Here is a 20,732-nt window from a genome sequence, read left to right as displayed (position 1 = left end):
TCAGTTCTCGCGCTTCTCCTTGATCTTCGCGGCCTTGCCGCGCAGCTCGCGCAGGTAGTACAGCTTGGCGCGGCGGACGTCACCCTTGGTGACGAGCTCGATCTTCTCCACGATCGGGGTGTGCACCGGGAAGGTGCGCTCGACGCCGACGGAGAAGGAGACCTTGCGGACCGTGAAGGTCTCGCGCACGCCGGCACCCTGGCGGCGGATCACGACGCCCTTGAACTGCTGCACACGGGAGCGGTTGCCCTCGATGACGCGGACGTGCACGTTGACCGTGTCGCCCGGGCGGAAGGCGGGGACGTCGCTGCGCAGCGACGCGGCGTCGACGGTGTCGAGCAGGTGAGACATTTCGTCTGCTTTCCTCGCTGATGCCACAGGTCATCAACGGAATCTCGGTGTTTCGGGATCGGGGTCGCGCGCGTCGGGGCGGGCGTCGTGTCCCCCTGTGGCAGGGGCGCACGCCGGACGGACGCACAACAGCGGCCTATTGTTCCACGTCGTCGGTCCTGCGCCAAAATCGGCCGTACGGCTCCCCCGCCGGGTCCGGTGCCCAGCCCAGGATGGAGAGCATCTCGCGGTCCTTCTTGTCGAAGGCCTTGGGATCGCACCGCTCGATCAGGTCGGGGCGGTGGGCGGTCGTCCGCTTCAGCGCCTCGTCCCGGCGCCAGCGGGCGATCTTCCCGTGGTGGCCGCTGAGCAGCACGTCCGGGATGCCGCGGCCACGCCACTGGGGCGGCTTGGTGTAGACGGGCCCCTCCAGGAGGTTCGCCATGGCGCCGGGGGCGAAGGAGTCGTCCCGGTGCGACTCGGCGTTGCCGAGCACGCCGGGCAGCAGCCGCGCCACGGCCTCGGTGACGACGAGGACGGCCGCCTCGCCGCCGGCGAGGACGTAGTCGCCGATGGACACCTCGTGGACGGGCATGCGGCCGGCGTACTCGTCGATGACGCGGCGGTCGATGCCCTCGTAGCGGGCCGGGGTGAAGATCAGCCAGGGTCGCTCGGAGAGGTGGACGGCGAGTTCCTGGGTGAACGGCCGGCCGCTGGGCGTGGGCACGATGAGCGCGGGCTCGCCGGAGCCCGTCTCGTAGCCGTCGGCCAGGACGGCGTCGAGGGCGTCGCCCCACGGCTCGGTCTTCATGACCATGCCGGGGCCGCCGCCGTACGGAGTGTCGTCGACGGTGTTGTGCCGGTCGTAGGTCCAGGACCGCAGGTCGTGGACGTGCACGTCGAGCTGTCCACGCGCGCGTGCCTTGCCGACCAGCGAGACGTTCAGCGGTTCCAGGTACTCGGGGAAGATCGTGACGACGTCGAGCCGCATCTACGCCTCTTCCTCGCGGGACGAGGCGATCTCGGCACGGTCGTCGATCAGTCCCGGCGGCGGGTCGATGACCGCCCGCTGCTCCTCCAGGTCGATCTCGGTGACGATCTCCGCCACGAACGGCACGTAGACCTCGCTGCCGTCGGCGCGCTCCACGACGAACAGGTCCTGCGTGGGCAGGTGGGAGATCTCGGTGATCCGGCCCACCTGTGTGCCGTCGGTGAGGACCACATCGAGGTCGATCAGCTGGTGGTCGTAGTACTCGTCCTCCTCCTCGGGCAGCTCGTCGGGGTCGACCTCGGCGATCAGGAGGGTGTTGCGCAGCGCCTCGGCGGCGGTGCGGTCGCGCACGCCCTCGAAGCGCAGCAGGAGACGGCCGCTGTGGACGCGGCCGGTCTCGATGGTCAGCGGGCCGGCCTCGGCCGGGTCCGTGGCCAGGACGGCACCGGGCGCGAGCCGCAGCTCCGGCTCGTCGGTGCGCACTTCGACGGTGACCTCGCCCTTGATGCCATGGGCGCGGCCGACGCGAGCGACTACCAGCTGCACTGTGCTTGATCTCCTGTCATACGACCGGCTCTGCGACTCCTGCGACCGGCTCCACGACTCGTACGGGCTGCTCCACGACGTCGGGCCGGGGACGGCCGTCACGGCCCTCCCCGGCCCGAGCCGGTGTGTTGCGAAGCGTCAGCGGACGTCGTCCACGTCGACCAGGTCGACGCGGACACCGCGACCGCCGATGGCGCCCACGACGGTGCGCAGTGCGCGCGCGGTGCGGCCGTTGCGGCCGATCACCTTGCCGAGGTCCTCCGGGTGGACCCGGACCTCGAGCACGCGTCCGCGGCGCAGGTTGCGCGAGGCGACCTGCACATCGTCAGGGTTGTCGACGATGCCCTTCACGAGGTGCTCGAGAGCCTCCTCGAGCATGCTCAGGCCTCGGCGCCGGACTCGGCCGCGGCCTCGTCCTTCTTCTCAGCCTTCTTCTTCTGGGTGATCGCCTCACCCTTGCCCTCGTCGTCGCCGCCGAGCGCCTCGAAGGACGGACGGGCCGGCTTCTCGGCCGGCTGCAGCAGCGGCGCCGGGGCGGGCTCGCCCTTGAACTTCTGCCAGTCGCCGGTCTTCTTCAGGATGGCGAGCACGGGCTCGGTCGGCTGGGCGCCGACGGAGAGCCAGTACGCCACCCGCTCGGAGTCGACCTCCATCACCGACGGGTTGTACGTCGGGTGGTACTTGCCGATCTCCTCGATGGCCCGGCCGTCACGGCGGGTACGGGAGTCGGCGACGACGATGCGGTAGTGAGGCGAACGGATCTTGCCCAGACGCTTCAGCTTGATCTTGACTGCCACGGGAGTGGGTTCTCCTGGATTTGACGTGGTTGGGCACGGCGAGAGAGCCGCGTGGGGTTGCGGTACCCGAGTGCCCGATGGACGCGTCAGCCGGAGGAGAGAGGGGTCCTGTGCGGCTGTCGAGTACAGCTAGCCATTGTGCCATACCCCACGGGTGGCCTCCGCCCGGGGGCGGCGGGGGCCACCCCCGGGCACGCGACCGGGAGCGCGACCGGCAGCCACGAGATGCCGGTCGCTCGTCAGCCCGCCGCCGCGCCGACCACCTCCGGGATGCGGAACGGCTTGCCGCAGCCGCCGCACACGATCGGGGCCTGGGCCAGGACGGACGGGACGACCCGTACGTTGCGGCCGCAGTCGCAGACGGCCTTCACGCGCACCCCGCCGCCGGAGGAGCCGTGCCGGGCGGCCGGACCGCGGAAGGTGCGGGCCGAGTCCGTCTCCGTGGCGGCGGTGTGGGCCTTCAGGGCGCGCTGGAGGCGTTCGATCGTGGGGCGGTAGCGGCGCTTCGCCTCGGGGCTGAGCGTGACCAGGGAGAAACCGCTGCTCGGGTGCGGCTCCTCGGGATGGTCCAGGCCCAGCTCCTCGGCGATCGCGAGGAACCGTCGGTTGTGGTAGCGGCCGGCGCGGGAGGTGTCGCGGACTCCGCGCGCTGCGGCGATGCCGTGGACTGCCTCATGGAGCAGTCGCTCGAAGGAGAGCTCGTGCCCGCAGGCGGACGACGACTCTCCGATCAGGGACTCGGGCGCGGCAAGATCGGGCAGCTCGGGGTGGTGCCGCTGAATGTCGGCCCACGCCTGCGCCAGCTCTGCGGCGAGAACAGGTGGTGTCGTGCTCACGTAATGACAACGAGCCGGGGTGCCGCTGTGTTCCTATTCCGGGGCATCCCAAATAATTTGCTCGTACCCGTCAGTTTTCGTTGATGCGTCCCGACGAGGGCGGGTGCGCTGATCTGCGGAGAAGCCTCGCAGCTCGTACCAAGGTGGTGCGTAGTTCACCGTACGCGCCCGCGCGTAGGCCGCCTACGCGCGCCGGTGTGGGGGTGGGCGGCCGGTGCGCAAGAGGCGTTTCGGCCGCGTCCGCCGCGGAAGGGCCCCGCTCTAGTAAGCGCGCGCGACGACGGCGACGTTACCGGGTGCGTCGTCGGCGTCCGGCACCGACCCGTCCTCGGCGACCAGACACCGTACGGTCACCGCGTGCTCGGCCAGCCTGGCCTCGCCTTCCTCGCCGAGCACCGCCCAGGGCAGGCGGGCCCAGCCGCCCGCCGCGGCGGCCTCGACCGCCTCCTCGGCCGAGGACACGTCCGAGGTGAGCGCCTCCCGCCGTTCACGGGACTGGCGCAGCAGCAGCGCCTGGTCCTCCTCCAGGACGGTGGGCAGCAGCTCGGTGAGCGCCTCCAGGGGCACCGGCTGCTTGCCCCCGGGGATGCGCCGCACCAGCGTGGCCGTGCCGCCCTGAAGGTCACGGGGGCCCAGCTCGACGCGTACGGGCACGCCCTTGAGCTCCCAGTCGACCGCGCGGCGCCCGAAGGGGGTGTCGGTGCGGTCGTCGACCCGCACGCGCAGGCCCGCCGCCGTCAGCCGGTCGCCGAGCTCGCGGACCTTGGCCAGAACCGCCTCCTCGCCCTTGACCGCGAGGACGACCACCTGGACGGGGGCCAGCCGGGGCGGCACCCGCAACCCGCTGTCATCACCGTGCGACATGATCAGGCCACCCACCATGCGCGTGGAGGACCCCCAGGAGGTCTGCCAGACGTACTCCTCGCGCCCGTCCTTCGACAGGTACCGGGTGTCGAACGCCTTGGCGAAGTTCTGGCCCAGCTCGTGGCTGGTGCCCATCTGGAGCGCCTTGCCGTCGCCCATCATCCCCTCCAGCGTGAGGGTGTTGACCGCGCCGGCGAACCGCTCGCTCGCGGTCTTGCGGCCGGGCACGACGTCGATGCCGAGGACGTTCACCATGAAGTCGGCGTACACCTCCCGGTGGATGTACGCGGCGTAGTCCCGGGCGTCCTCGTAGGTGGCGTGGGCGGTGTGGCCCTCCTGCCAGAGGAATTCACTCGTCCGGAGGAAGACGCGGGGGCGCATCTCCCAGCGCACCACGTTCGCCCACTGGTTGATCAGCAGGGGCAGGTCGCGGTAGCTCTGCACCCACTTGGCGAAGTACTCGTTGACGATCGTCTCCGAGGTGGGCCGGACCACGACCGGCTCCTCCAGCTGCTTGCCCCCGCCGTGCGTGACGACGGCCAGCTCGGGCGCGAAGCCCTCGACGTGCTCGGCCTCCCGGGTCAGATGGCCCTGCGGGATGAACAGCGGGAAGTAGGCGTTGTCGGCGCCGGCGGCCTTGATCCGGGCGTCCAGCTCCTGCTGCATGCGCTCCCACAGCGCGTACCCGTACGGGCGGATGACCATGGTGCCGCGCACCGGCCCGTTGTCGGCCAGTTCGGCCTTGCCGATCAGGTCCTGGTACCAGCGCGGGAAGTCGTCCGCCCTGGGCGTGAGCACGGGTGCCTTGGCCATGGCGCGATGGTACGGGCCCAGGTTGCCGGAATGTGAAATCTCGCCATGTGGCCGGGGATCGGGCAAACCGGCCCCCGCTACCACTGGACGGCACGGCGAGCCCGGAGTTTCCTGGCATACGGGGGGAGTGCGAGCGAGACGCACGGGGGCCACGGAACTCGGGCACAACGGCAACAACTTGCGAGAACTCTCGTCGATTGGGGCGCTTTCCTATGACACCTGTGCTCGTGCGGCAGCACGCCACTCACGCCGGGGCGGCGCCCCGCGTGGACCTGCGTGCACGCGCGCGTGACTGGTCCGAGATACAGGAGCGGATGCTCGTACCGCTCTACGAGGCCGTCTACGAGCGACTCGACGTGGGCTCCGGCACCCGGCTGCTGGGGCTGGGCTGCGGCTCCGGGCTGGCCCTGCTGATGGCCGCCTCACGGGGCGCCGAGGTCACCGGTGTCGACACCGGCGGCCCGGAACGCCTGGCCCTGGCGCGGGAGCGGCTGACCCCGCCCGCGTGGGACACCGACCCGCGCGCCGGCAGCAGGGTCGTGGAGGGCTCCCCGCGCGACGCGGCCGACCCGCAGGCCCCGGCGTTCACGGTGGTGACCGCCTTCGAGCCCATCGGGTGTCTGGCGGGCGACTCGGAGGGGCTGGGCGAGTTGCTCGCCCAGGCGACGCCGCTGGCCGAGCGCGGGGCGCCGGTGGTGCTGGCCGGCTGGGGCCCGCCGGAGCGGTGCGCGACGACGTCCGTGCTGCGGGTGGCCACCAAGCTGGCGGACCCGCTGCGCAGCGCCGGCAGCTGGCGCCCCGCGCTCCGCGACGACCTGGAGGAGGTCGCCCAGCGGGCCGGTCTGCGGCCGGACGGCTCGGGCCGGGTGGCGTGCCCCTTCGGCTACGCCGACGTCGACAGCGCGGTGCGCGGGCTGCTGTCGACGGGACTGTTCGACGCGGCGATCGCGGCGACGGACGGGGAGCAGGTGGACAAGGAGCTGACGGAGGCCCTCCATCCGCATCAGCGGCCGGACGGGACGGTGTGGATGCCGACCGTGTTCCGCTACCTGATCGCCCGCACTCCCTGAGGAGCATCGCGTCCGCGCGGACGCGCGCGGGTGGGCGGCAGAGGCCGGCGTGGGGCGCCGGTTCCCCCGGCGGGCCGGGGCGCCTAATCTGATCCCCCCTGCGGGGATCGAACACCTCTGCGTACAGGAGCCGTTGTGCCGCACCGCAAGACCGCCCGGCGTCTCGCCACGCCCGTCGCCGTCCTCGCCCTGGCCCTGACCGCGTGCGGGGGCGGCGAGGACTCCGCCGACGGCAAGGGCGCCGGGAGCACGGCCGGCGCACGGGCCGCGGCCTCGCCGTCCGGTCCGGCCGCCTCCGGCGGTGTGCGGGCCGACGGCGAGAGCGCGACGGGCACGGTCGCCGAGGCACCCGGCGAGGTCCGCTACGCGGTCGTCGCGGAGAAGGTCGACGTCGGCACCGAGGCGGAGGCCGCGAAGGCCGTGGCGGACCCCGCGGACGCCGAGGGCAAGGTGCCCGCCGTCGCACACGTGCGGTACACCCACCGGGGCGGGCCGGCCCTCACCGACGGCTCCGGGGTGCGGGCCGGCACCGCGGTCTTCGCCGACGGACGGCCCGGCGCGGTTCTCGTCGGCGCCGCCGAGGACGCACCGGGCTGCGAGGACCCCTACGAGGTCAAGAGCTGGAAGCGGGGCGAGAGCCACGTCTTCTGCGAGACGTACCTCGTTCCCGCCGACGCGCGGAGCATCGAGGTGCACTGGTCGCAGGAGGGCGGCGAGCCGCACATCTGGACGTTCGCGAGGTCCTGACCGGCCGCGCAAGCGCTCCCACGTCATCGGGGGCGCCCCTCGCCGCTCGGCGAGGGGCGCCCCCGATTGTCGTACCGGCAGGGCCGTCAGCCCATGAACTTCTTGAACTCGTCCGGCAGCTCGAAGTCCTTGCCGCCCTGCTGCGGCAGGTTGAACGCGCCGCCGCCCTGCGCGGCGGCGGCCCGCCGGGCGGCCTCGTCCTGCTCCTGCTGCTTGCGCTTCATCGGGTTGCCGGAGCGCTGCTTGCCCTTGGCCTTCTTCTGCTGCTTCTTCTGCCGGCCGGGGCCGCCCCCCATGCCCGGCATCCCCGGCATGCCGGGCATACCGCCGCCCTGGGCCATGCGGGACATCATCTTCCGGGCCTCGAAGAACCGCTCGACCAGGCCCTTGACCGCGCTGACATCGACACCGGAACCCTTGGCGATACGGGCCCGGCGGGAGCCGTTGATGATCGTCGGGTCCTGGCGCTCGCCCGGGGTCATCGACTTGATGATCGCGGCCGTGCGGTCGACGTCCCGCTCGTCCAGGTTGTTGATCTGGTCCTTGATCTGGCCCATGCCGGGCAGCATGCCGAGCAGCTTGGAGATGGAGCCCATCTTCCTGACCTGCTCCATCTGGGCCAGGAAGTCGTCCAGGGTGAAGTCCTGGCCCTTCTTCGACGCCAGCTTGGAGGCCATCTTCTCGGCCTCTTCCTGGCTGAACGTCTTTTCCGCCTGCTCGATCAGGGTGAGCAGGTCACCCATGTCGAGGATGCGGGAGGCCATCCGGTCCGGGTGGAAGGCGTCGAAGTCGTCGAGCTTCTCACCGGCCGACGCGAACATGATCGGCTTGCCGGTGACCTGGCGGATCGACAGGGCCGCACCACCGCGGGCGTCACCGTCGAGCTTGGACAGCACCACGCCGTCGAAGCCGACGCCGTCGCGGAACGCCTCGGCGGTGTTGACCGCGTCCTGACCGATCATCGCGTCGACGACGAAGAGGATCTCGTCGGGCGAGACCGCGTCCCGGATGTCCGCGGCCTGCTGCATCATCTCCTGGTCGATGCCCAGACGGCCCGCGGTGTCCACGATCACGATGTCGTGGACCTTGGCCTTGGCGTGCTCGATGGAGTCCTTGGCGACCTTGACCGGGTCACCGACGCCGTTGCCCGGCTCGGGGGCGTAGACCGCCACGCCGGCGCGCTCGGCGACGACGCTGAGCTGGTTCACGGCGTTGGGGCGCTGGAGGTCGGCGGCGACCAGCACCGGCGAGTGGCCCTGGTCCTTGAGCCACTTGCCGAGCTTGCCCGCGAGGGTGGTCTTGCCGGCGCCCTGGAGGCCGGCCAGCATGATCACGGTCGGGGGCTGCTTGGCGAAGCGCAGCCGCCGGGTCTCGCCGCCGAGGATGGTGATCAGTTCCTCGTTGACGATCTTCAGGACCTGCTGCGCGGGGTTCAGCGCCTTGGAGACCTCGGCGCCGAGGGCACGCTCCTTGACGTTCTTGATGAACGTCCGGACGACGGGCAGGGCCACGTCCGCCTCGAGGAGGGCGATGCGGATCTCGCGGGCCGTGGCGTCGATGTCCGCTTCGGACAGCCTGCCCTTACCCCGGAGGGACTTAAAGGTGGCTGACAAGCGATCGGAGAGAGTATCGAACACGGCGGCGTAGGTCCTCGCGTCGGCGGTGGTGTGGGTCGTCCTCCAGGGTATCGGGCCGCGCAAGCAAATCGTCCCCGCCCGCTCTGGAGAGCAAATCGTCCCCGCCCGCTAGCGAGAGCGGACGAGGACGGTACGGCCCCGCGGCGGTGGACAGCGGCAGGCACCCGTGAACGCACGGGTGACCGAGAGGTCACCCCCGCAGCGCCTCCTCCAGGGCCCCGGCCACCGCCGCGGCCTCCTCCCCCGGCAGGGGATCGCCTCCCGCGCGGGTGACGTAGAAGGCGTCGACGGCGTTCGCTCCCAGCGTCGAGACGTGGGCGCTGCGCACGCGCACCCCGGCCCGCTCCAGTGCCCGCCCGATGCGGAACAGCAGCCCGGGGGCGTCCTGGGCGCGGACCTCGAAGACCGTGGCGTGCCGGGAGGCCGCCGGGGCGACCGTCACGCGGGCCGGCGGTGCCACCACGCCCCGGCGGCGCGGGTAGGCGGCGTCCCGTTCGGCGAGTCGGCCGGCGATGTCGAGGGAGCCGTCCAGGGCACGGACGAGGTCGGAGCGCAGCCGGGCGGCCTGGGGCAGGGAGCCGTACTCGGCGGCGACCCGCCAGTCCAGCAGCAGCACCGATCCCTCCATGCCGTCGGGCAGCGGCAGGGCGCGCAGTCCGGCCGTGCGGACGGTCAGCCGGTGCACGGCCAGCACCCCGGCGACGGCGGGGAGCACGCCGGGCTGGTCGGGGACGGCGATCAGCAGCTCGACGCCCAGCGGTTCCTGGTCGTCGGCGGGCCGCTCGGTGTGGGTGCGCAGCGCCAGCACCGGCCCGCCGGTGCGGAGGGCTTCGACGGCGAGCCGTTCCTGCTCGGCGGTGGGAGCGGCGGTGGCGGGGGCCGGCGGGGGGTCTCCGGACAGCACCGCCGAGACGCGTTTCACCAGGTCGGCGACGAGTGATCCGCGCCAGGACGACCAGGCCGCGGGCCCGGTGGCCAGCGCGTCCGCCTCGGTGAGGGCGTGCAGCAGTTCCAGGGTGCCCTGCGTGCGGACGGCGTCGGCGACCGCGCGCACGGTGGCGGGGTCGTCCAGGTCGCGCCGGGTGGCGGTGTCGACGAGCAGCAGATGGTGGCGTACGAGGGTGGCCACGACGTCGACGTCGGCGCGGTCGAAGCCGATGCGGGCGGCGACGTCCCGGGCGATGGTCTCACCGGCCACGGAGTGGTCGCCGGGCCAGCCCTTGCCGATGTCGTGCAGCAGTGCGGCGACGAGCAGCAGGTCGGGCCGGTGCACCCGGCGGGTGAACGCGGAGGCCCGGACGGCCGTCTCGATGAGGTGCCGGTCGACGGTCCACACGTGCACGGCGTTGCGCTGGGGACGGCAGCGGACCCGTTCCCAGTCCGGCAGCAGCCGGGTGACCAGTCCCTCAGCCTCCAGTGCCTCCCACACCTCGACGGTGGGCGCGCCGGAGCCCAGCAGGGTCACCAGCTGTTCCCGGGCCTCGGCGGGCCAGGGGGTGGGCAGCGGGCGCACGGTGCCGGCGAGGCGCCGTACGGCGTGCAGCGAGAGCGGGAGCCCGGCCTGGGCGGCGGCAGCGGCGGCGCGCAGCGGGAGGACGGGGTCGCGTTCGGGCCGGGCGGTGCGGGCGAGCACCACCTCGCCGTCCTGTTCCACGACGCCCTCGGCGAGCGGCGACCGCTCCGCCGTGGGCCGGCCGCCGCCCCAGATGGCCCGCAGCCGCGGACGCGCCGACCGGGCCCGCAGTACGCGTCCGACCTCGCGCCAGGTGACGTCGCCGGCGTAGGAGACGACGCGGGCCGCCTCGTACACCTGCCGCAGCAGCGTGTCGGCGTCCAGCAGGCCGAGGTCGGCGGCCACCTGGTCCTGCTCCTGGAGGGCGAGCCGGTCGGTGGCCCGGCCGGTGGCCAGGTGGAGGGCGTCGCGGACGTCGAGCAGCCGGCGCCGGGCGTCGGCGAGGCCCTCGCGCGGGGCGTCGGCGAGCCAGGAGGCGGCGACGGCGCGCAGGGCGGTGGCGTCGCGCAGGCCGCCGCGGGCCTCCTTGAGGTCGGGTTCCAGCAGGTATTGCAGCTCGCCCTGGCGGGCGGCGCGCTCGGCGCACAGTTCCTTCAGTTCGGGCAGGCGTCTGGGGGCCTGGTTGCGCCAGTCGGCGAGGACGGCGGTGCGCAGGGCGGCGGTCAGGCCGAGATCGCCGGCGAGGTGGCGGGCGTCGAGGAGGCCGAGCTGGACCTTCAGGTCGTCCGCGGCGGTCTTGCGCGCCTCCGCCGGGGTGCGGACGGAGTGGTCGAGGGCCAGGCCGAGGTCCCACACCGGGTACCAGAGCCGGTCGGCGAGGGCGGCGACCGCCTTGTCGTCCGTGCCGTCGTGCAGCAGGAGCAGGTCGAGGTCGCTGCGCGGGGACAGCTCACCTCGCCCGTAGCCGCCGACGGCGACCAGGGACACGCCCCCCGGCGGGCCGGCCGCGGCGGCGAAGAGGCCGGCCAGCCAGGCGTCGGTCAGTCCGGCGAGGGCGGCGCGGCGCGGCGGCCCGGACCGCGCCCCCTCGGTGAGGAGGCGCAGCCGGGCCGCCGCATAGCCGCCGGGTCCCGAGTCCTCTGCTTCGTTCGTCACGTCCGTGCTCGTCACCCGGCGGCTCCTGTTCGTCGGTGGTGTCAGAGCGCGTCCGGGCCGCGCTCGCCGGTGCGGACCCGTACGGCCGTGTCGACCGGGACGGACCAGACTTTTCCGTCACCGATCTTGCCGGTGCGGGCCGCCTTGACGACGACTTCGATGAGCTGTTCGGCGTCGTCGTCCTCGACCAGCACCTCGATGCGGATCTTCGGCACCAGGTCGACGGTGTACTCGGCACCGCGGTAGACCTCGGTGTGGCCGCGCTGGCGGCCGTAGCCGCTGGCCTCGGTCACGGTCAGTCCGTGGACACCGAAGGCCTGGAGGGCCTCCTTGATCTCGTCGAGCCGGTGCGGCTTGACGACGGCGGTGATGAGCTTCATGCGTCCACCTTCTTGCTCTCGGCCTGGGCGGCGGGGGCGGTGACCGCGGTGCGGGCGGCACCGCCGCCGGCCCCGCTGAAGTCGTATGCGGTCTCGGCGTGGGCGGCCTGGTCGATGCCGCCGACCTCGTCCTCCTCGGAGGCGCGGAACCCGATGGTCTTCTGGAGGGCGAAGGCGAGGACCAGGGTCACCACGAAGGTGTAGCCCATGACCGCGAAGGCGCCGATGGCCTGCGAGACGAACTGGTCCCAGCCGCCGACGCCGCCGATCGCGAGGAAGCCGACCATGAGGGTGCCCAGGACACCGCCGACCAGGTGGACGCCGACGACGTCGAGGGAGTCGTCGTAGCCCAGCTTGTACTTGAGGCTGACGGCCCAGGAGCAGACGGCGCCGGCGACGACACCGATGAGCAGGGCGCCGAAGACGTTGACGCTGCCGCCGGAGGGGGTGATCGCCACCAGGCCGGCCACGGCACCGGAGCAGGCGCCGAGCGTGGTGAACGCGCCGTGGCGGATGCGCTCGTAGATCAGCCAGCCCATGACGGCGGCGGCGGTCGCCACCTGGGTGTTGATGGCCATCTGGGCGGTGGTGCCGTCGACGCCGAGTTCGGAGCCGGCGTTGAAGCCGAACCACCCGAACCACAGCAGGGCGGTGCCGAGCAGGACCAGCGGCATGTTGTGCGGGCGCATCGGGTCCTTCTTGAAGCCGATGCGCTTGCCGACGACGAGGACGGCGGCGAGTCCGGCCACACCCGCGTTGATGTGGACCGCGGTACCACCGGCGAAGTCGATCACGGCCGGGTCGAGGTCGGCGAGCCAGCCGCCGCCCCAGACCCAGTGGGCGACCGGGAAGTAGACCACGGTGACCCACAGGGCGATGAAGACCATCCAGGCGCCGAACTTGACGCGGTCGGCGAGTGCGCCGCTGATCAGGGCGGCGGTGATGACCGCGAACAGCATCTGGAAGAGGGAGAAGGCGAAGACCGAGATGTTCTCGCCGGCGAAGTTCTCCATCACGCTGTCGGCGTCGACGCCCTTGAGCCCGACCATGTCGAGATTGCCGATGAAGCCGCCGGAATCACCGCTGAAGGCGAGGGAGTGCCCGTAGAGGACCCAGAGGATGCTGACGATGCCCAGCGAGATGAAGGACATCATCAGCATGTTGAGGACGCTCTTGGAGCGCACCATGCCGCCGTAGAACAGGGCCAGCCCAGGCGTCATCAGCATGACGAGCGCTGCACTGATCAATACGAATCCGGTATCTGTGCCGTTCAATGCCGGTATCTCCTCGTCGTTGATACGGCCCCGTGCGGGACGCCTGAGCGGGTGAGGGGTGGGCCGGTTATGCGCCACGAGATTGGCGCAGCGCCGTTTCGGTGGACGCCCCTCGTTGTTTCGCCGCCGTGACGAAGACACCGGGTGTGTTACGCCTCGGTGAACTGCCGGATGCCGGGTCGCGCGATCGTTATCGTGGCGCAACCTGCACACGCAGGCCGGCCGCGGTCGGCCTTCCGATGACCTGGCATGGGGGAGCCGAGTCGGGCAGTTCGGGAGGGCCGGCCGCGGCCGGGGCTTGTGGGGGGGGCGGTCAGACCGCCTCGGCGGTCTCGGGCAGTTCCCCGGCGAGCCGCTCGGTGAGGTCCACGACCGCGGCGAGGTCGCCGAAGTCGCGTACGGCCGTGTCGACCGTCTTGCGGATGCGGGTGTTGACCCGCTCGGAGCGGACCTTCTTGGCGATGCCCATGGCCTCGGTGACGAGTGAGGTGCTCTGCTCGGGCTCGCGGCGCAGCAGGTGCACGGTGGCCATGCCGATCAGGTTCAGTGCGTACGACCGCTGGTGCTCGCGGTCGTCGGCGAACAGGTCCACGGCCCGGCGCATCAGCGGCTCGGCCAGGGAGGCGTAGGTGGGGCTGCGGCCGGCGACGTAGGCGAGGTCGCGGAAGGAGTGGCTGTTCTCGCCGTAGAGCTCGGCCTCGGAGAAGAAGCGGATCCAGTCGGGGTCCGGCTCGTCCCACTCGTCGGCCTCGGCGAAGGTGTCCTCGGCCATCCGCACGGCCCGCTTGCACCGGCCGGGCTGGCCCATGTTGGCGTAGGCGCGGGCCTCCATCGCATACAGCATCGACTGGGTGCGCGGGCTCGCGCAGTCCCGGCTGCCGTACTGCGCGAGGTGGATGAGCTCCAGGGCGTCCTCGGGGCGGCCGAGGTGGATCATCTGGCGGCTCATGCTGGAGAGGATGTACGAGCCGAGCGGCCGGTCCCCGGCCTCCTTGGCGGCGTGCAGGGCGAGGACGAAGTACTTCTGCGCGGTGGGCTGGAGTCCGATGTCGTACGACATCCAGCCGGCCAGCTCGGCCAGCTCGGCGGCGACCTTGAACAGCTTGGTGCGGGTGGGCCCGGACTGGGGCTCCTGGAGGAGGTCGGTGACCTCGTGCAGCTGGCCGACGACGGCCTTGCGGCGCAGCCCGCCGCCGCACTGGGCGTCCCACCGCCGGAACATCACGGTGGTGGACTCCAGCAGGTCCAGCTCGGGCTTGGACAGCCGGCCGCGCGCGCGGGTGGTGGGCGCCGGCTCCGGTTCGTGCCCCGGGGCCGGGGGGGTGGGGACGAGCCAGCGCTGCATGGGCTCGATGAGGGACGGGCCCGCGGAGAGGGCCAGCGAGGTCCCGAGGAAGCCGCGCCGCGCCAGCATCAGGTCGCTGCGCGAGAACTCGCTGAGCAGGGCCACGGTCTGCGGGCCCGTCCAGGGCAGGTCGACGCCGGTCGCGGACGGTGAGGGGCGGGTGGTGCGCAGGCCCAGGTCCTCGACGGAGACGACGACGCCGAAGCGCTCGGAGAACAGCTCGGACAGGATCCGGGGGATCGGCTCGCGCGGGTTCTCGCCGTCCAGCCAGCGGCGCACCCGGGAGGTGTCCGTGGAGATGTGGTTGGCGCCGAGCCGGCGCGCACGGCGGTTGACCTGGCGGGCCAGCTCGCCCTTTGACCAGCCGCTGCGCACGAACCAGGAGGTGAGCAGCTCATTGGGGCGCTTGTCAGCCGGCGTGGCGCTGCCGGCGCCCGTCCCGCTACCGCCGTTGCCGCTCACTGGAACGCCCCCATCCCTGCATCAGTGCCTGTCGCCGAGTGCGCCGGGCCCTAACAGAATGCCGGTGCCGGGGCCCTCCGTCCGCCGTTTCTCACCCTTCGAACGGAAAGCCGAGTTGCCTCAGGCATACCCACGCTTGCATGTGCCCCGAGGCGCCGTGCACACAAAGTAATCCTACGATCACCCCTCCAGCCATGGCGATCCCTGAATCGCCACCATTCGCCACCCCTTCGAATGAACTCACCCCGGTCGTCACGCGATTCACTTGACATAGGCCAACGGGGAGTGGATGCAGCGGTGCACACCTGGGGCGTGCATCGCCGCCCACGCAACCCGAGGTGCTTCCGGGCGCCGTCTGAACCGCGCGGTGCTGGGGAGGGGAAGAGAGTCGGAAACAGAGAGTCACGCCGCGCGTCCGCTGCGTAACCGCCGGTGCGTCGCACCCGTTGGAGGGGGTATGGGCTTCACGATCGGCAGCAGCTTCTCGATCGGCGGCAGTCGGGGCATCCGCGACCTCCGGGCCGGCGCGCGTCGCCGCGGCCGTTCGTCGGACTGCACCACCGTCGCCGAGTTCACCGGACTGTGGGGCTGGGACGTGGCTCCGGGTGCGCGGGCCGCCGCGGGCGTCTGCTCGTGCGGCCGGCGGGAGTGCCGGGCGCCGGGCGCGCATCCGCTGGAGTTCACGCCGGAGGTCCCCGCCGGGGCGACGCTGGACGAGGTGACCCGGGCGTGGGCCGAGGTGCCGGGCGCCTCCATCATGCTGCCGGTCGGGCGGACCTTCGACGTGATCGAGGTCGCCGAGTCCGCCGGGCGCCGGGCCCTGGCCCGGCTGGAGCGCATGGGTCTGCCCCTCGGCCCGGTCGCGGCGACCCCGCAGGGCCGCGCCCACTTCTTCGTCGCCCCCGGTGCCGCCGCCGAGCTGCCCCGGCTGCTCTACCGCATGGGCTGGGACACGCCGGCCACGCTGGATCTGGCCGGCCTCGGCCGGGGCGCGTACATCACGGCTCCGCCGTCCGACCGGGGTGGCGAGGGGCCGGTGCGCTGGCTGCGTCCGCCGGCCCTCGACTCGGCGACCAGGCCCCCGGAGGCCCGCCTGCTCCTGGGCACGCTCGCGTACGTGGCCCATCGGTCCCGGGTGTAGCGCGGCAGCACCGGCCCCGAGCCGTCCAGCGGTTCTCGCCCCCGCCGCCCCTACCCGTCCCATCCCCGGGGGCGCTGCCCCCGGACCCCCGCTCCTCAAACGCCGGAGAGGCTGACTCACCAGCCCGTCCGGCGTTTGAGGGCGAGGCCGTTCAGGCCGAAGCGGGGGTCTGGGGGCGGCAGCCCCCAGAAGGACGGGACGGGTAGGGGTGGCGGGGGCGAAGAAAGCCCCGCCCGGCACAGAGAAGCGCCCGTCCCCCCAAGAAGGAGGGCCCGGGCGCTTCCTCATGGACCGCCGGAGGCTCAGTCACCGATGAGGGCGTCCACGAACGCCTCCGGCTCGAACGGCGCCAGATCGTCGGCCCCCTCCCCGAGCCCGACCAGCTTCACCGGCACACCCAGCTCCCGCTGCACGGCGACCACGATGCCGCCCTTGGCCGTGCCGTCCAGCTTGGTCAGCACGATGCCGGTGATGTCGACGACCTCCGCGAAGACCCGGGCCTGGATCAGACCGTTCTGACCGGTGGTGGCGTCGAGCACGAGCAGCACCTCGTCCAGCGGCGCGTGCTTCTCCACGACCCGCTTCACCTTGCCCAGCTCGTCCATGAGCCCGGTCTTGGTGTGCAGCCGCCCGGCGGTGTCGATGAGGACGACGTCCGCACCGATCTCCTTGCCCTCCTTGACCGCGTCGAAGGCGACGGAGGCCGGGTCGCCGCCCTCCGGGCCGCGCACGGTGTGGGCGCCGACCCGCTCGCCCCAGGTCTGGAGCTGATCGGCGGCGGCGGCACGGAAGGTGTCGGCTGCGCCCAGCACGACACTGCGGCCGTCGGCGACCAGGACCCGGGCGAGCTTGCCGGTCGTGGTGGTCTTGCCGGTGCCGTTGACCCCGACGACCATCACGATGCCGGGCTTGCTGGTCTCGGGCTCGGTCTTGACCGTGCGGTCCAGGTCGGCGCCGACCAGCGTGATCAGCTCTTCGCGCAGCAGCGTGCGCAGTTCCTCGGGGGTGCGGGTCCCGAGCACGCGGACGCGCTCGCGCAGCCGCTCGACCAGTTCCTGGGTGGGCTGCACACCGACGTCGGCGGAGAGCAGCGTGTCCTCGATCTCCTCCCAGGTCTCCTCGTCCAGGTGCTCGCGCGAGAGCAGGGTGAGCAGGCCCTTGCCGAGCGCGTTCTGCGAGCGGGACAGTCGGGCGCGGAGCCGGACCAGACGGCCGGCGGTGGGCTCGGGGACCTCCAGCTGGGGGACCTCGAGCTCCTCGACGACGGGCGGTTCCGCGACGGTGGTGGTCCCGCCGTCGGGGAGGTCGACCTCCTCTATGGTGCGGCGCGGTTCGTCGCGCGGCGTCTCGGCCTCGTCGCCGACGTGCGGTTCGGCCGGAGGGGCCGTGATGTCGGGGGCTGCGGGCGGCGGCGGGGGCACCTGCTTCTTGCGGCGACTGCCCACCACCAGCCCGCCGAGCGCGCCGATCACGACCACGGCGATGACTACAGCAAGGATGACGATGTCCATAACCCGTCCAGTATCGGCCATGGGTCCCTGACCGACCGCGTTCGTGGCTTCCTCCAAGGGACAAAGGGCCCTGTAGGGGCTCAGTCGGATCAAAGTACGATGGAGAACCGCGCATCAACGCGCGTAGAGTCCCGATGGCCCTTTCTCCACACCCATGAGGCACGGACCCCCCACATGAGCAGAACCGCCGAGACCGAAGGCGCACTGGAGACCCGCGGCATCGAGCAGGTGCCCGACGACGAGCGCACGGCCCGCGTCCGGGAGCTGTTCCCGACCTGGGTCGGCGCCAACATCAGCGTGCTGCTGCTGACGATGGGCGCGAGCCTCGTCGTGGCGTACCAGCTCAACTTCTGGCAGGCGCTCGTGGTCGCGGGCGCCGCGCCCGTGCTGTCGTACGGCCTGGTGGGGCTGATCGGCATCGCGGGCAAGCGGGGCGGCGCGCCCGGCATGGCGCTGTCCCGGGCGGTGTTCGGGCAGCGCGGCAATCTGCTGCCCGGTTCGCTGATCTGGATCGCCCGCTGGGGCTGGGAGACGATCAACGCGGTGACCGGCGCCTACGCGCTGCTCACGGTGCTGGACATCGTGTTCGGCATCCGGGCCAACGGCGTGCTGGACATGGTGACGCTGCTCGCCTTCGTGGTCGCGACCTTCGCGATCTCCGGGCTGGGCATCAACGCCGTGCAGAAGTGCAACAAGTACGCCACCTACCTGTTCGGCGTCTTCTCCGTGCTGGTGCTCGGCTATCTGGTCGTCGACACCGACTGGTCGGCCGTCTTCGACCGGTCCGCCGGGTCGGTGGCCGCGATGATCACCGGTGTCGGTCTGATCGCCGCGGGCGGTGTCAGCTGGATCCCGTCCGCCCCGGACTTCACCCGGTACCTGCCGCGCACGGCCTCCGCCAAGGGGATCGTGGGCGTGACGGTCGGCGGGGCCGGCGTCGTCGTGCTGCCGATGGTGCTCATGGGCATGGTCATGGCCGTCTCCACGCCCGACCTGGCCTCCGCCGCCGACCCGGTCTCCTTCCTCGGCGAGATCCTGCCGACCTGGCTGGCGGTGCCGTACCTGCTGATCGCGCTGATCGGCATGCTGCTGATCAACTCGATGTCGATGTACTCGGCGGGCTTCACGGCGCAGACCCTCGGCTTCACGATGCCGCGCCACTGGGCGGTGTCGGTCAACGCCGCGATCTCGCTGGTCTTCGGCGGCGTGCTGATGCTGGTCGCGACCAGCTTCATGGGCTCCTTCATCGCCTTCCTGTCGCTGCTCGCGGTGGCCTTCTCCGCCTGGGTCGGCGTCTTCGGCGCGGACATGCTGCGCCGCCGGGAGTACGACGGCGAGGCGCTGGCCGACACCACGCGCACCAGCGCCTACTGGTACAAGGGCGGCTTCTCCCCCGCCGCGTGCGTCGCCTGGGCGGTGGGCCTGGCGGCGGGCCTGATGTTCACCACGTCGGACTGGTTCACCGGCCCGCTGGCCGCGAACAACGTCATCGGCGAGTACGGCCTGGGCTGGGTCGCCACGGTGGTGATCTCCGGCGTGCTGTACGCGGTGCTGCCCAAGCCGCCCGTGGCCGTGCCGGCGACGCCCGCCGCGCGGACGGAGCCGGCCCGGCGGGCCGAGACCCTGGCCGGCTGACGGCCGCCCTCCGCCGAGACGTACTGCCCCCGCTGCCACGAAACCTGCCCCGGCTGCCGCACAACGACGTACTGCCCCGGCTCGGTCGAGCGAGCCGGGGCAGTACGCCTTGGTGTACGAGGAGAGGGGCAGCGGGGACTTGGCTCCTCTCCCCGGGCTGGTGCGGAGGGGGCTCAGCCCATCTCCTCCAGTGTCTTGCCCTTGGTCTCCTTCACGAACTTCAGCACGAACGGGATGGAGAGCGCGGCGAAGACCGTGTAGACCAGGTACGTCGCGGAGAGGTTCCAGTCGGCCAGCGACGGGAAGCTCGCGGTGATGGCCCAGTTGGCGATCCACTGGGCGGCGGCGGCCACGCCCAGGGCGGCGGCGCGGATGCGGTTCGGGAACATCTCGCCGAGGAAGACCCAGACCACCACGCCCCAGCTCAGGGCGAAGAAGAGCACGAACAGGTGGGCGGCGATCAGGGCGACCCAGCCCTGGGTGGCGGGCAGCTGTCCGTCGACCAGGTCGTAGGAGAACGCCCAGGCCTCCAGCGCGAGACCGATCACCATGCCGACCGAGCCGATGAGGGCCAGCGGCCTGCGGCCGACGCGGTCGACGAAGATCATCGCGATCACGGTGCCGACGATGTTGATGATCGACGTGGTGAAGGAGTAGAAGAACGAGTCCGTCGGGTCGACGCCGACCGACTGCCAGAGCGTGGCGGAGTAGTAGAACGCGACGTTGATGCCGACGAACTGCTGGAAGACCGACAGGCCGATACCGATCCAGACGATCGGCTTGAAGAAGAAGCTGCCGCCCAGCAGGTCGCGGAAGCTGGACTTGTGCTCGCTCCTCATGGCGCGCTCGATGTCGGCGACGCGGGTGTCCAGGTCGACGTCCTTGCCCTCGACCTCGGCGAGGATCTCCCGGGCGCGCTCGCGCTTGCCGGTGGAGAGCAGGTAGCGCGGGGACTCGGGGATGGCGAAGGAGAGCAGGCCGTACAGGACGGCCGGGACGACCTCGACGCCGAGCATGACCTGCCAGGCCTCGAGGCCCATCAGGGTGCCGCGCTGGTCGCCGTCGGCGGCGTGCAGCAGGCCCCAGTTGACCAGCTGCGACATGGCGATGCCGATGACGATCGCGGCCTGCTGGAAGGAGCCGAGCCGGCCGCGGTAGGCGGGCGGGGCCACCTCGGCGATGTAGGCGGGGCCGATGACGGACGCCATACCGATGGCCAGACCGCCGACGACGCGCCAGAAGGCGAGGTCGTACAGCGTGAAGGGCAGCGCGGAGCCGATGGCGCTGGCCGTGAAGAGGACGGCGGCGATCTGCATGACCCGGATGCGGCCGATGCGGTCGGCTATCCGGCCGGCGGTCGCGGCGCCGATGGCGCAGCCGACCAGGGCGATGGCGATGACCTGGGCCAGCGCCGCGGAGCCGATGTCGTAACGGTCCCGGATGCCCTCGACGGCACCGTTGATCACGGAACTGTCGTAGCCGAAGAGGAAACCGCCCATCGCAGCCGCCGCCGCGATGAAGATGACGTGCCCGAGGTGATCGGGCTGAGCCGTCCTGGCTCCTGACTTTGGTGCCTGCGCTGTGCTGGTCACGTGTACTCCTCGGGCCGCCGGCGTCGCTGCCGGCGTGGGGGTCATCCCTTCGAGGCGCTCGGTCCTGAAGGTAAAAGCAACTCGAGAGACACTATGCGTTCAAGTTCCGAAGTCAATAGGTCATTGGCTATGAATTTCGACCGACGGCGTGTC

The 20,732-nt window shown here is 71.9% G+C and carries 18 protein-coding genes; 4 read left to right on the top strand and 14 right to left on the bottom strand.

From position 1 onward, the window contains the following. From rplS to proS, 7 genes are all read right to left on the bottom strand, one after another. Nucleotides 1-351, bottom strand: a complete 351-nt coding sequence (gene rplS / locus ACZ45Q_RS27670) for a 50S ribosomal protein L19 (protein ID WP_093910095.1) — start codon at nucleotides 349-351, stop codon at nucleotides 1-3. Nucleotides 352-487: 136 nt separating this feature from the next. Then, the gene (gene trmD, locus ACZ45Q_RS27665) at nucleotides 488-1,321 is read right to left on the bottom strand and encodes a tRNA (guanosine(37)-N1)-methyltransferase TrmD (protein ID WP_468266168.1); all 834 of its coding nucleotides are present in this window, start codon (nucleotides 1,319-1,321) and stop codon (nucleotides 488-490) included. Further along, a complete protein-coding gene (rimM, locus tag ACZ45Q_RS27660; RefSeq protein ID WP_468266166.1) occupies nucleotides 1,322-1,867 on the bottom strand; it encodes a ribosome maturation factor RimM in 546 nt (181 codons plus the stop codon). Between the two features lie 138 nt (nucleotides 1,868-2,005). Then, nucleotides 2,006-2,245, bottom strand: coding sequence for an RNA-binding protein (locus tag ACZ45Q_RS27655; RefSeq protein WP_468266164.1), 240 nt, complete (start codon nucleotides 2,243-2,245; stop codon nucleotides 2,006-2,008). 2 nt (nucleotides 2,246-2,247) lie between these two features. Continuing rightward, entirely contained in the window at nucleotides 2,248-2,664 is a 417-nt protein-coding gene (gene rpsP, locus ACZ45Q_RS27650; protein WP_416524752.1) for a 30S ribosomal protein S16, read from the bottom strand. Nucleotides 2,665-2,903: 239 nt separating this feature from the next. Beyond that, nucleotides 2,904-3,500: a hypothetical protein gene (locus ACZ45Q_RS27645; RefSeq protein WP_468266162.1), complete on the bottom strand. Its 597-nt coding sequence runs from the start codon at nucleotides 3,498-3,500 to the stop codon at nucleotides 2,904-2,906. 261 nt (nucleotides 3,501-3,761) lie between these two features. Next, nucleotides 3,762-5,177 (bottom strand): proline--tRNA ligase, encoded by a 1,416-nt coding sequence (proS, locus tag ACZ45Q_RS27640; RefSeq protein ID WP_468266160.1) that lies wholly within the window; start codon nucleotides 5,175-5,177, stop codon nucleotides 3,762-3,764. 212 nt (nucleotides 5,178-5,389) lie between these two features. On the opposite strand from proS, the gene ACZ45Q_RS27635 reads away from it, so the two are divergent. Both ACZ45Q_RS27635 and ACZ45Q_RS27630 read left to right on the top strand, forming a co-directional pair. Then, a complete protein-coding gene (locus tag ACZ45Q_RS27635) occupies nucleotides 5,390-6,247 on the top strand; it encodes an SAM-dependent methyltransferase (protein WP_468266158.1) in 858 nt (285 codons plus the stop codon). 135 nt (nucleotides 6,248-6,382) lie between these two features. Then, a complete protein-coding gene (locus tag ACZ45Q_RS27630; protein ID WP_468266156.1) occupies nucleotides 6,383-6,994 on the top strand; it encodes a hypothetical protein in 612 nt (203 codons plus the stop codon). An 86-nt stretch (nucleotides 6,995-7,080) separates the two neighbouring features. Here ACZ45Q_RS27630 and ffh read toward each other — a convergent pair whose 3' ends face one another. From ffh to nsdA, 5 genes are all read right to left on the bottom strand, one after another. Further along, nucleotides 7,081-8,631, bottom strand: a complete 1,551-nt coding sequence (ffh, locus tag ACZ45Q_RS27625; RefSeq protein ID WP_468266154.1) for a signal recognition particle protein — start codon at nucleotides 8,629-8,631, stop codon at nucleotides 7,081-7,083. Nucleotides 8,632-8,821: 190 nt separating this feature from the next. Continuing rightward, nucleotides 8,822-11,254 carry a [protein-PII] uridylyltransferase gene (locus ACZ45Q_RS27620; RefSeq protein ID WP_468266152.1) on the bottom strand — a complete coding sequence of 811 codons (2,433 nt, stop codon included), beginning with the start codon at nucleotides 11,252-11,254 and terminating at the stop codon, nucleotides 8,822-8,824. 26 nt (nucleotides 11,255-11,280) lie between these two features. Beyond that, nucleotides 11,281-11,619 carry a P-II family nitrogen regulator gene (locus tag ACZ45Q_RS27615; RefSeq protein WP_019328769.1) on the bottom strand — a complete coding sequence of 113 codons (339 nt, stop codon included), beginning with the start codon at nucleotides 11,617-11,619 and terminating at the stop codon, nucleotides 11,281-11,283. Then, nucleotides 11,616-12,893: an ammonium transporter gene (locus tag ACZ45Q_RS27610; RefSeq protein ID WP_468266150.1), complete on the bottom strand. Its 1,278-nt coding sequence runs from the start codon at nucleotides 12,891-12,893 to the stop codon at nucleotides 11,616-11,618. The genes ACZ45Q_RS27615 and ACZ45Q_RS27610 overlap by 4 nt, the downstream gene beginning before the upstream one ends. A 313-nt stretch (nucleotides 12,894-13,206) precedes the next feature. Next, nucleotides 13,207-14,700: a transcriptional repressor NsdA gene (gene nsdA, locus ACZ45Q_RS27605; RefSeq protein WP_468266148.1), complete on the bottom strand. Its 1,494-nt coding sequence runs from the start codon at nucleotides 14,698-14,700 to the stop codon at nucleotides 13,207-13,209. A gap of 457 nt (nucleotides 14,701-15,157) precedes the next feature. Between nsdA and ACZ45Q_RS27600 the strand changes: the two genes are divergently transcribed. Next, nucleotides 15,158-15,841: a bifunctional DNA primase/polymerase gene (locus ACZ45Q_RS27600; protein WP_468266146.1), complete on the top strand. Its 684-nt coding sequence runs from the start codon at nucleotides 15,158-15,160 to the stop codon at nucleotides 15,839-15,841. 302 nt (nucleotides 15,842-16,143) lie between these two features. Here ACZ45Q_RS27600 and ftsY read toward each other — a convergent pair whose 3' ends face one another. Further along, complete coding sequence (gene ftsY, locus ACZ45Q_RS27595) at nucleotides 16,144-17,352, bottom strand: signal recognition particle-docking protein FtsY (protein WP_468266144.1); 1,209 nt, start codon at nucleotides 17,350-17,352, stop codon at nucleotides 16,144-16,146. Nucleotides 17,353-17,526: 174 nt separating this feature from the next. Between ftsY and ACZ45Q_RS27590 the strand changes: the two genes are divergently transcribed. After that, nucleotides 17,527-18,987, top strand: coding sequence for a cytosine permease (locus ACZ45Q_RS27590; RefSeq protein WP_468266142.1), 1,461 nt, complete (start codon nucleotides 17,527-17,529; stop codon nucleotides 18,985-18,987). A gap of 173 nt (nucleotides 18,988-19,160) precedes the next feature. Here ACZ45Q_RS27590 and ACZ45Q_RS27585 read toward each other — a convergent pair whose 3' ends face one another. Continuing rightward, nucleotides 19,161-20,579 carry a sugar porter family MFS transporter gene (locus ACZ45Q_RS27585; RefSeq protein ID WP_468266140.1) on the bottom strand — a complete coding sequence of 473 codons (1,419 nt, stop codon included), beginning with the start codon at nucleotides 20,577-20,579 and terminating at the stop codon, nucleotides 19,161-19,163. Between the last annotated feature and the right edge of the window lie 153 nt (nucleotides 20,580-20,732).

This window comes from Streptomyces sp. NPDC031049, from assembly GCF_055571015.1.
The sequence above is the reverse complement of the archived record's forward strand: the minus strand, read 5'-3'. Positions and strand labels throughout refer to the sequence as shown.

What these genes read in the sequence shown, in the direction of transcription:
- rplS (WP_093910095.1), bottom strand. Translation starts at nt 351, where the DNA reads ATGTCTCACCTGCTCGACACCGTCGACGCCGCGTCGCTGCGCAGCGAC.
- trmD (WP_468266168.1), bottom strand. Translation starts at nt 1,321, where the DNA reads ATGCGGCTCGACGTCGTCACGATCTTCCCCGAGTACCTGGAACCGCTG.
- ACZ45Q_RS27655 (WP_468266164.1), bottom strand. Translation starts at nt 2,245, where the DNA reads ATGCTCGAGGAGGCTCTCGAGCACCTCGTGAAGGGCATCGTCGACAAC.
- proS (WP_468266160.1), bottom strand. Translation starts at nt 5,177, where the DNA reads ATGGCCAAGGCACCCGTGCTCACGCCCAGGGCGGACGACTTCCCGCGC.
- ACZ45Q_RS27635 (WP_468266158.1), top strand. Translation starts at nt 5,390, where the DNA reads ATGACACCTGTGCTCGTGCGGCAGCACGCCACTCACGCCGGGGCGGCG.
- ACZ45Q_RS27615 (WP_019328769.1), bottom strand. Translation starts at nt 11,619, where the DNA reads ATGAAGCTCATCACCGCCGTCGTCAAGCCGCACCGGCTCGACGAGATC.
- ACZ45Q_RS27600 (WP_468266146.1), top strand. Translation starts at nt 15,158, where the DNA reads ATGGGCTTCACGATCGGCAGCAGCTTCTCGATCGGCGGCAGTCGGGGC.
- ftsY (WP_468266144.1), bottom strand. Translation starts at nt 17,352, where the DNA reads ATGGACATCGTCATCCTTGCTGTAGTCATCGCCGTGGTCGTGATCGGC.
- ACZ45Q_RS27590 (WP_468266142.1), top strand. Translation starts at nt 17,527, where the DNA reads ATGAGCAGAACCGCCGAGACCGAAGGCGCACTGGAGACCCGCGGCATC.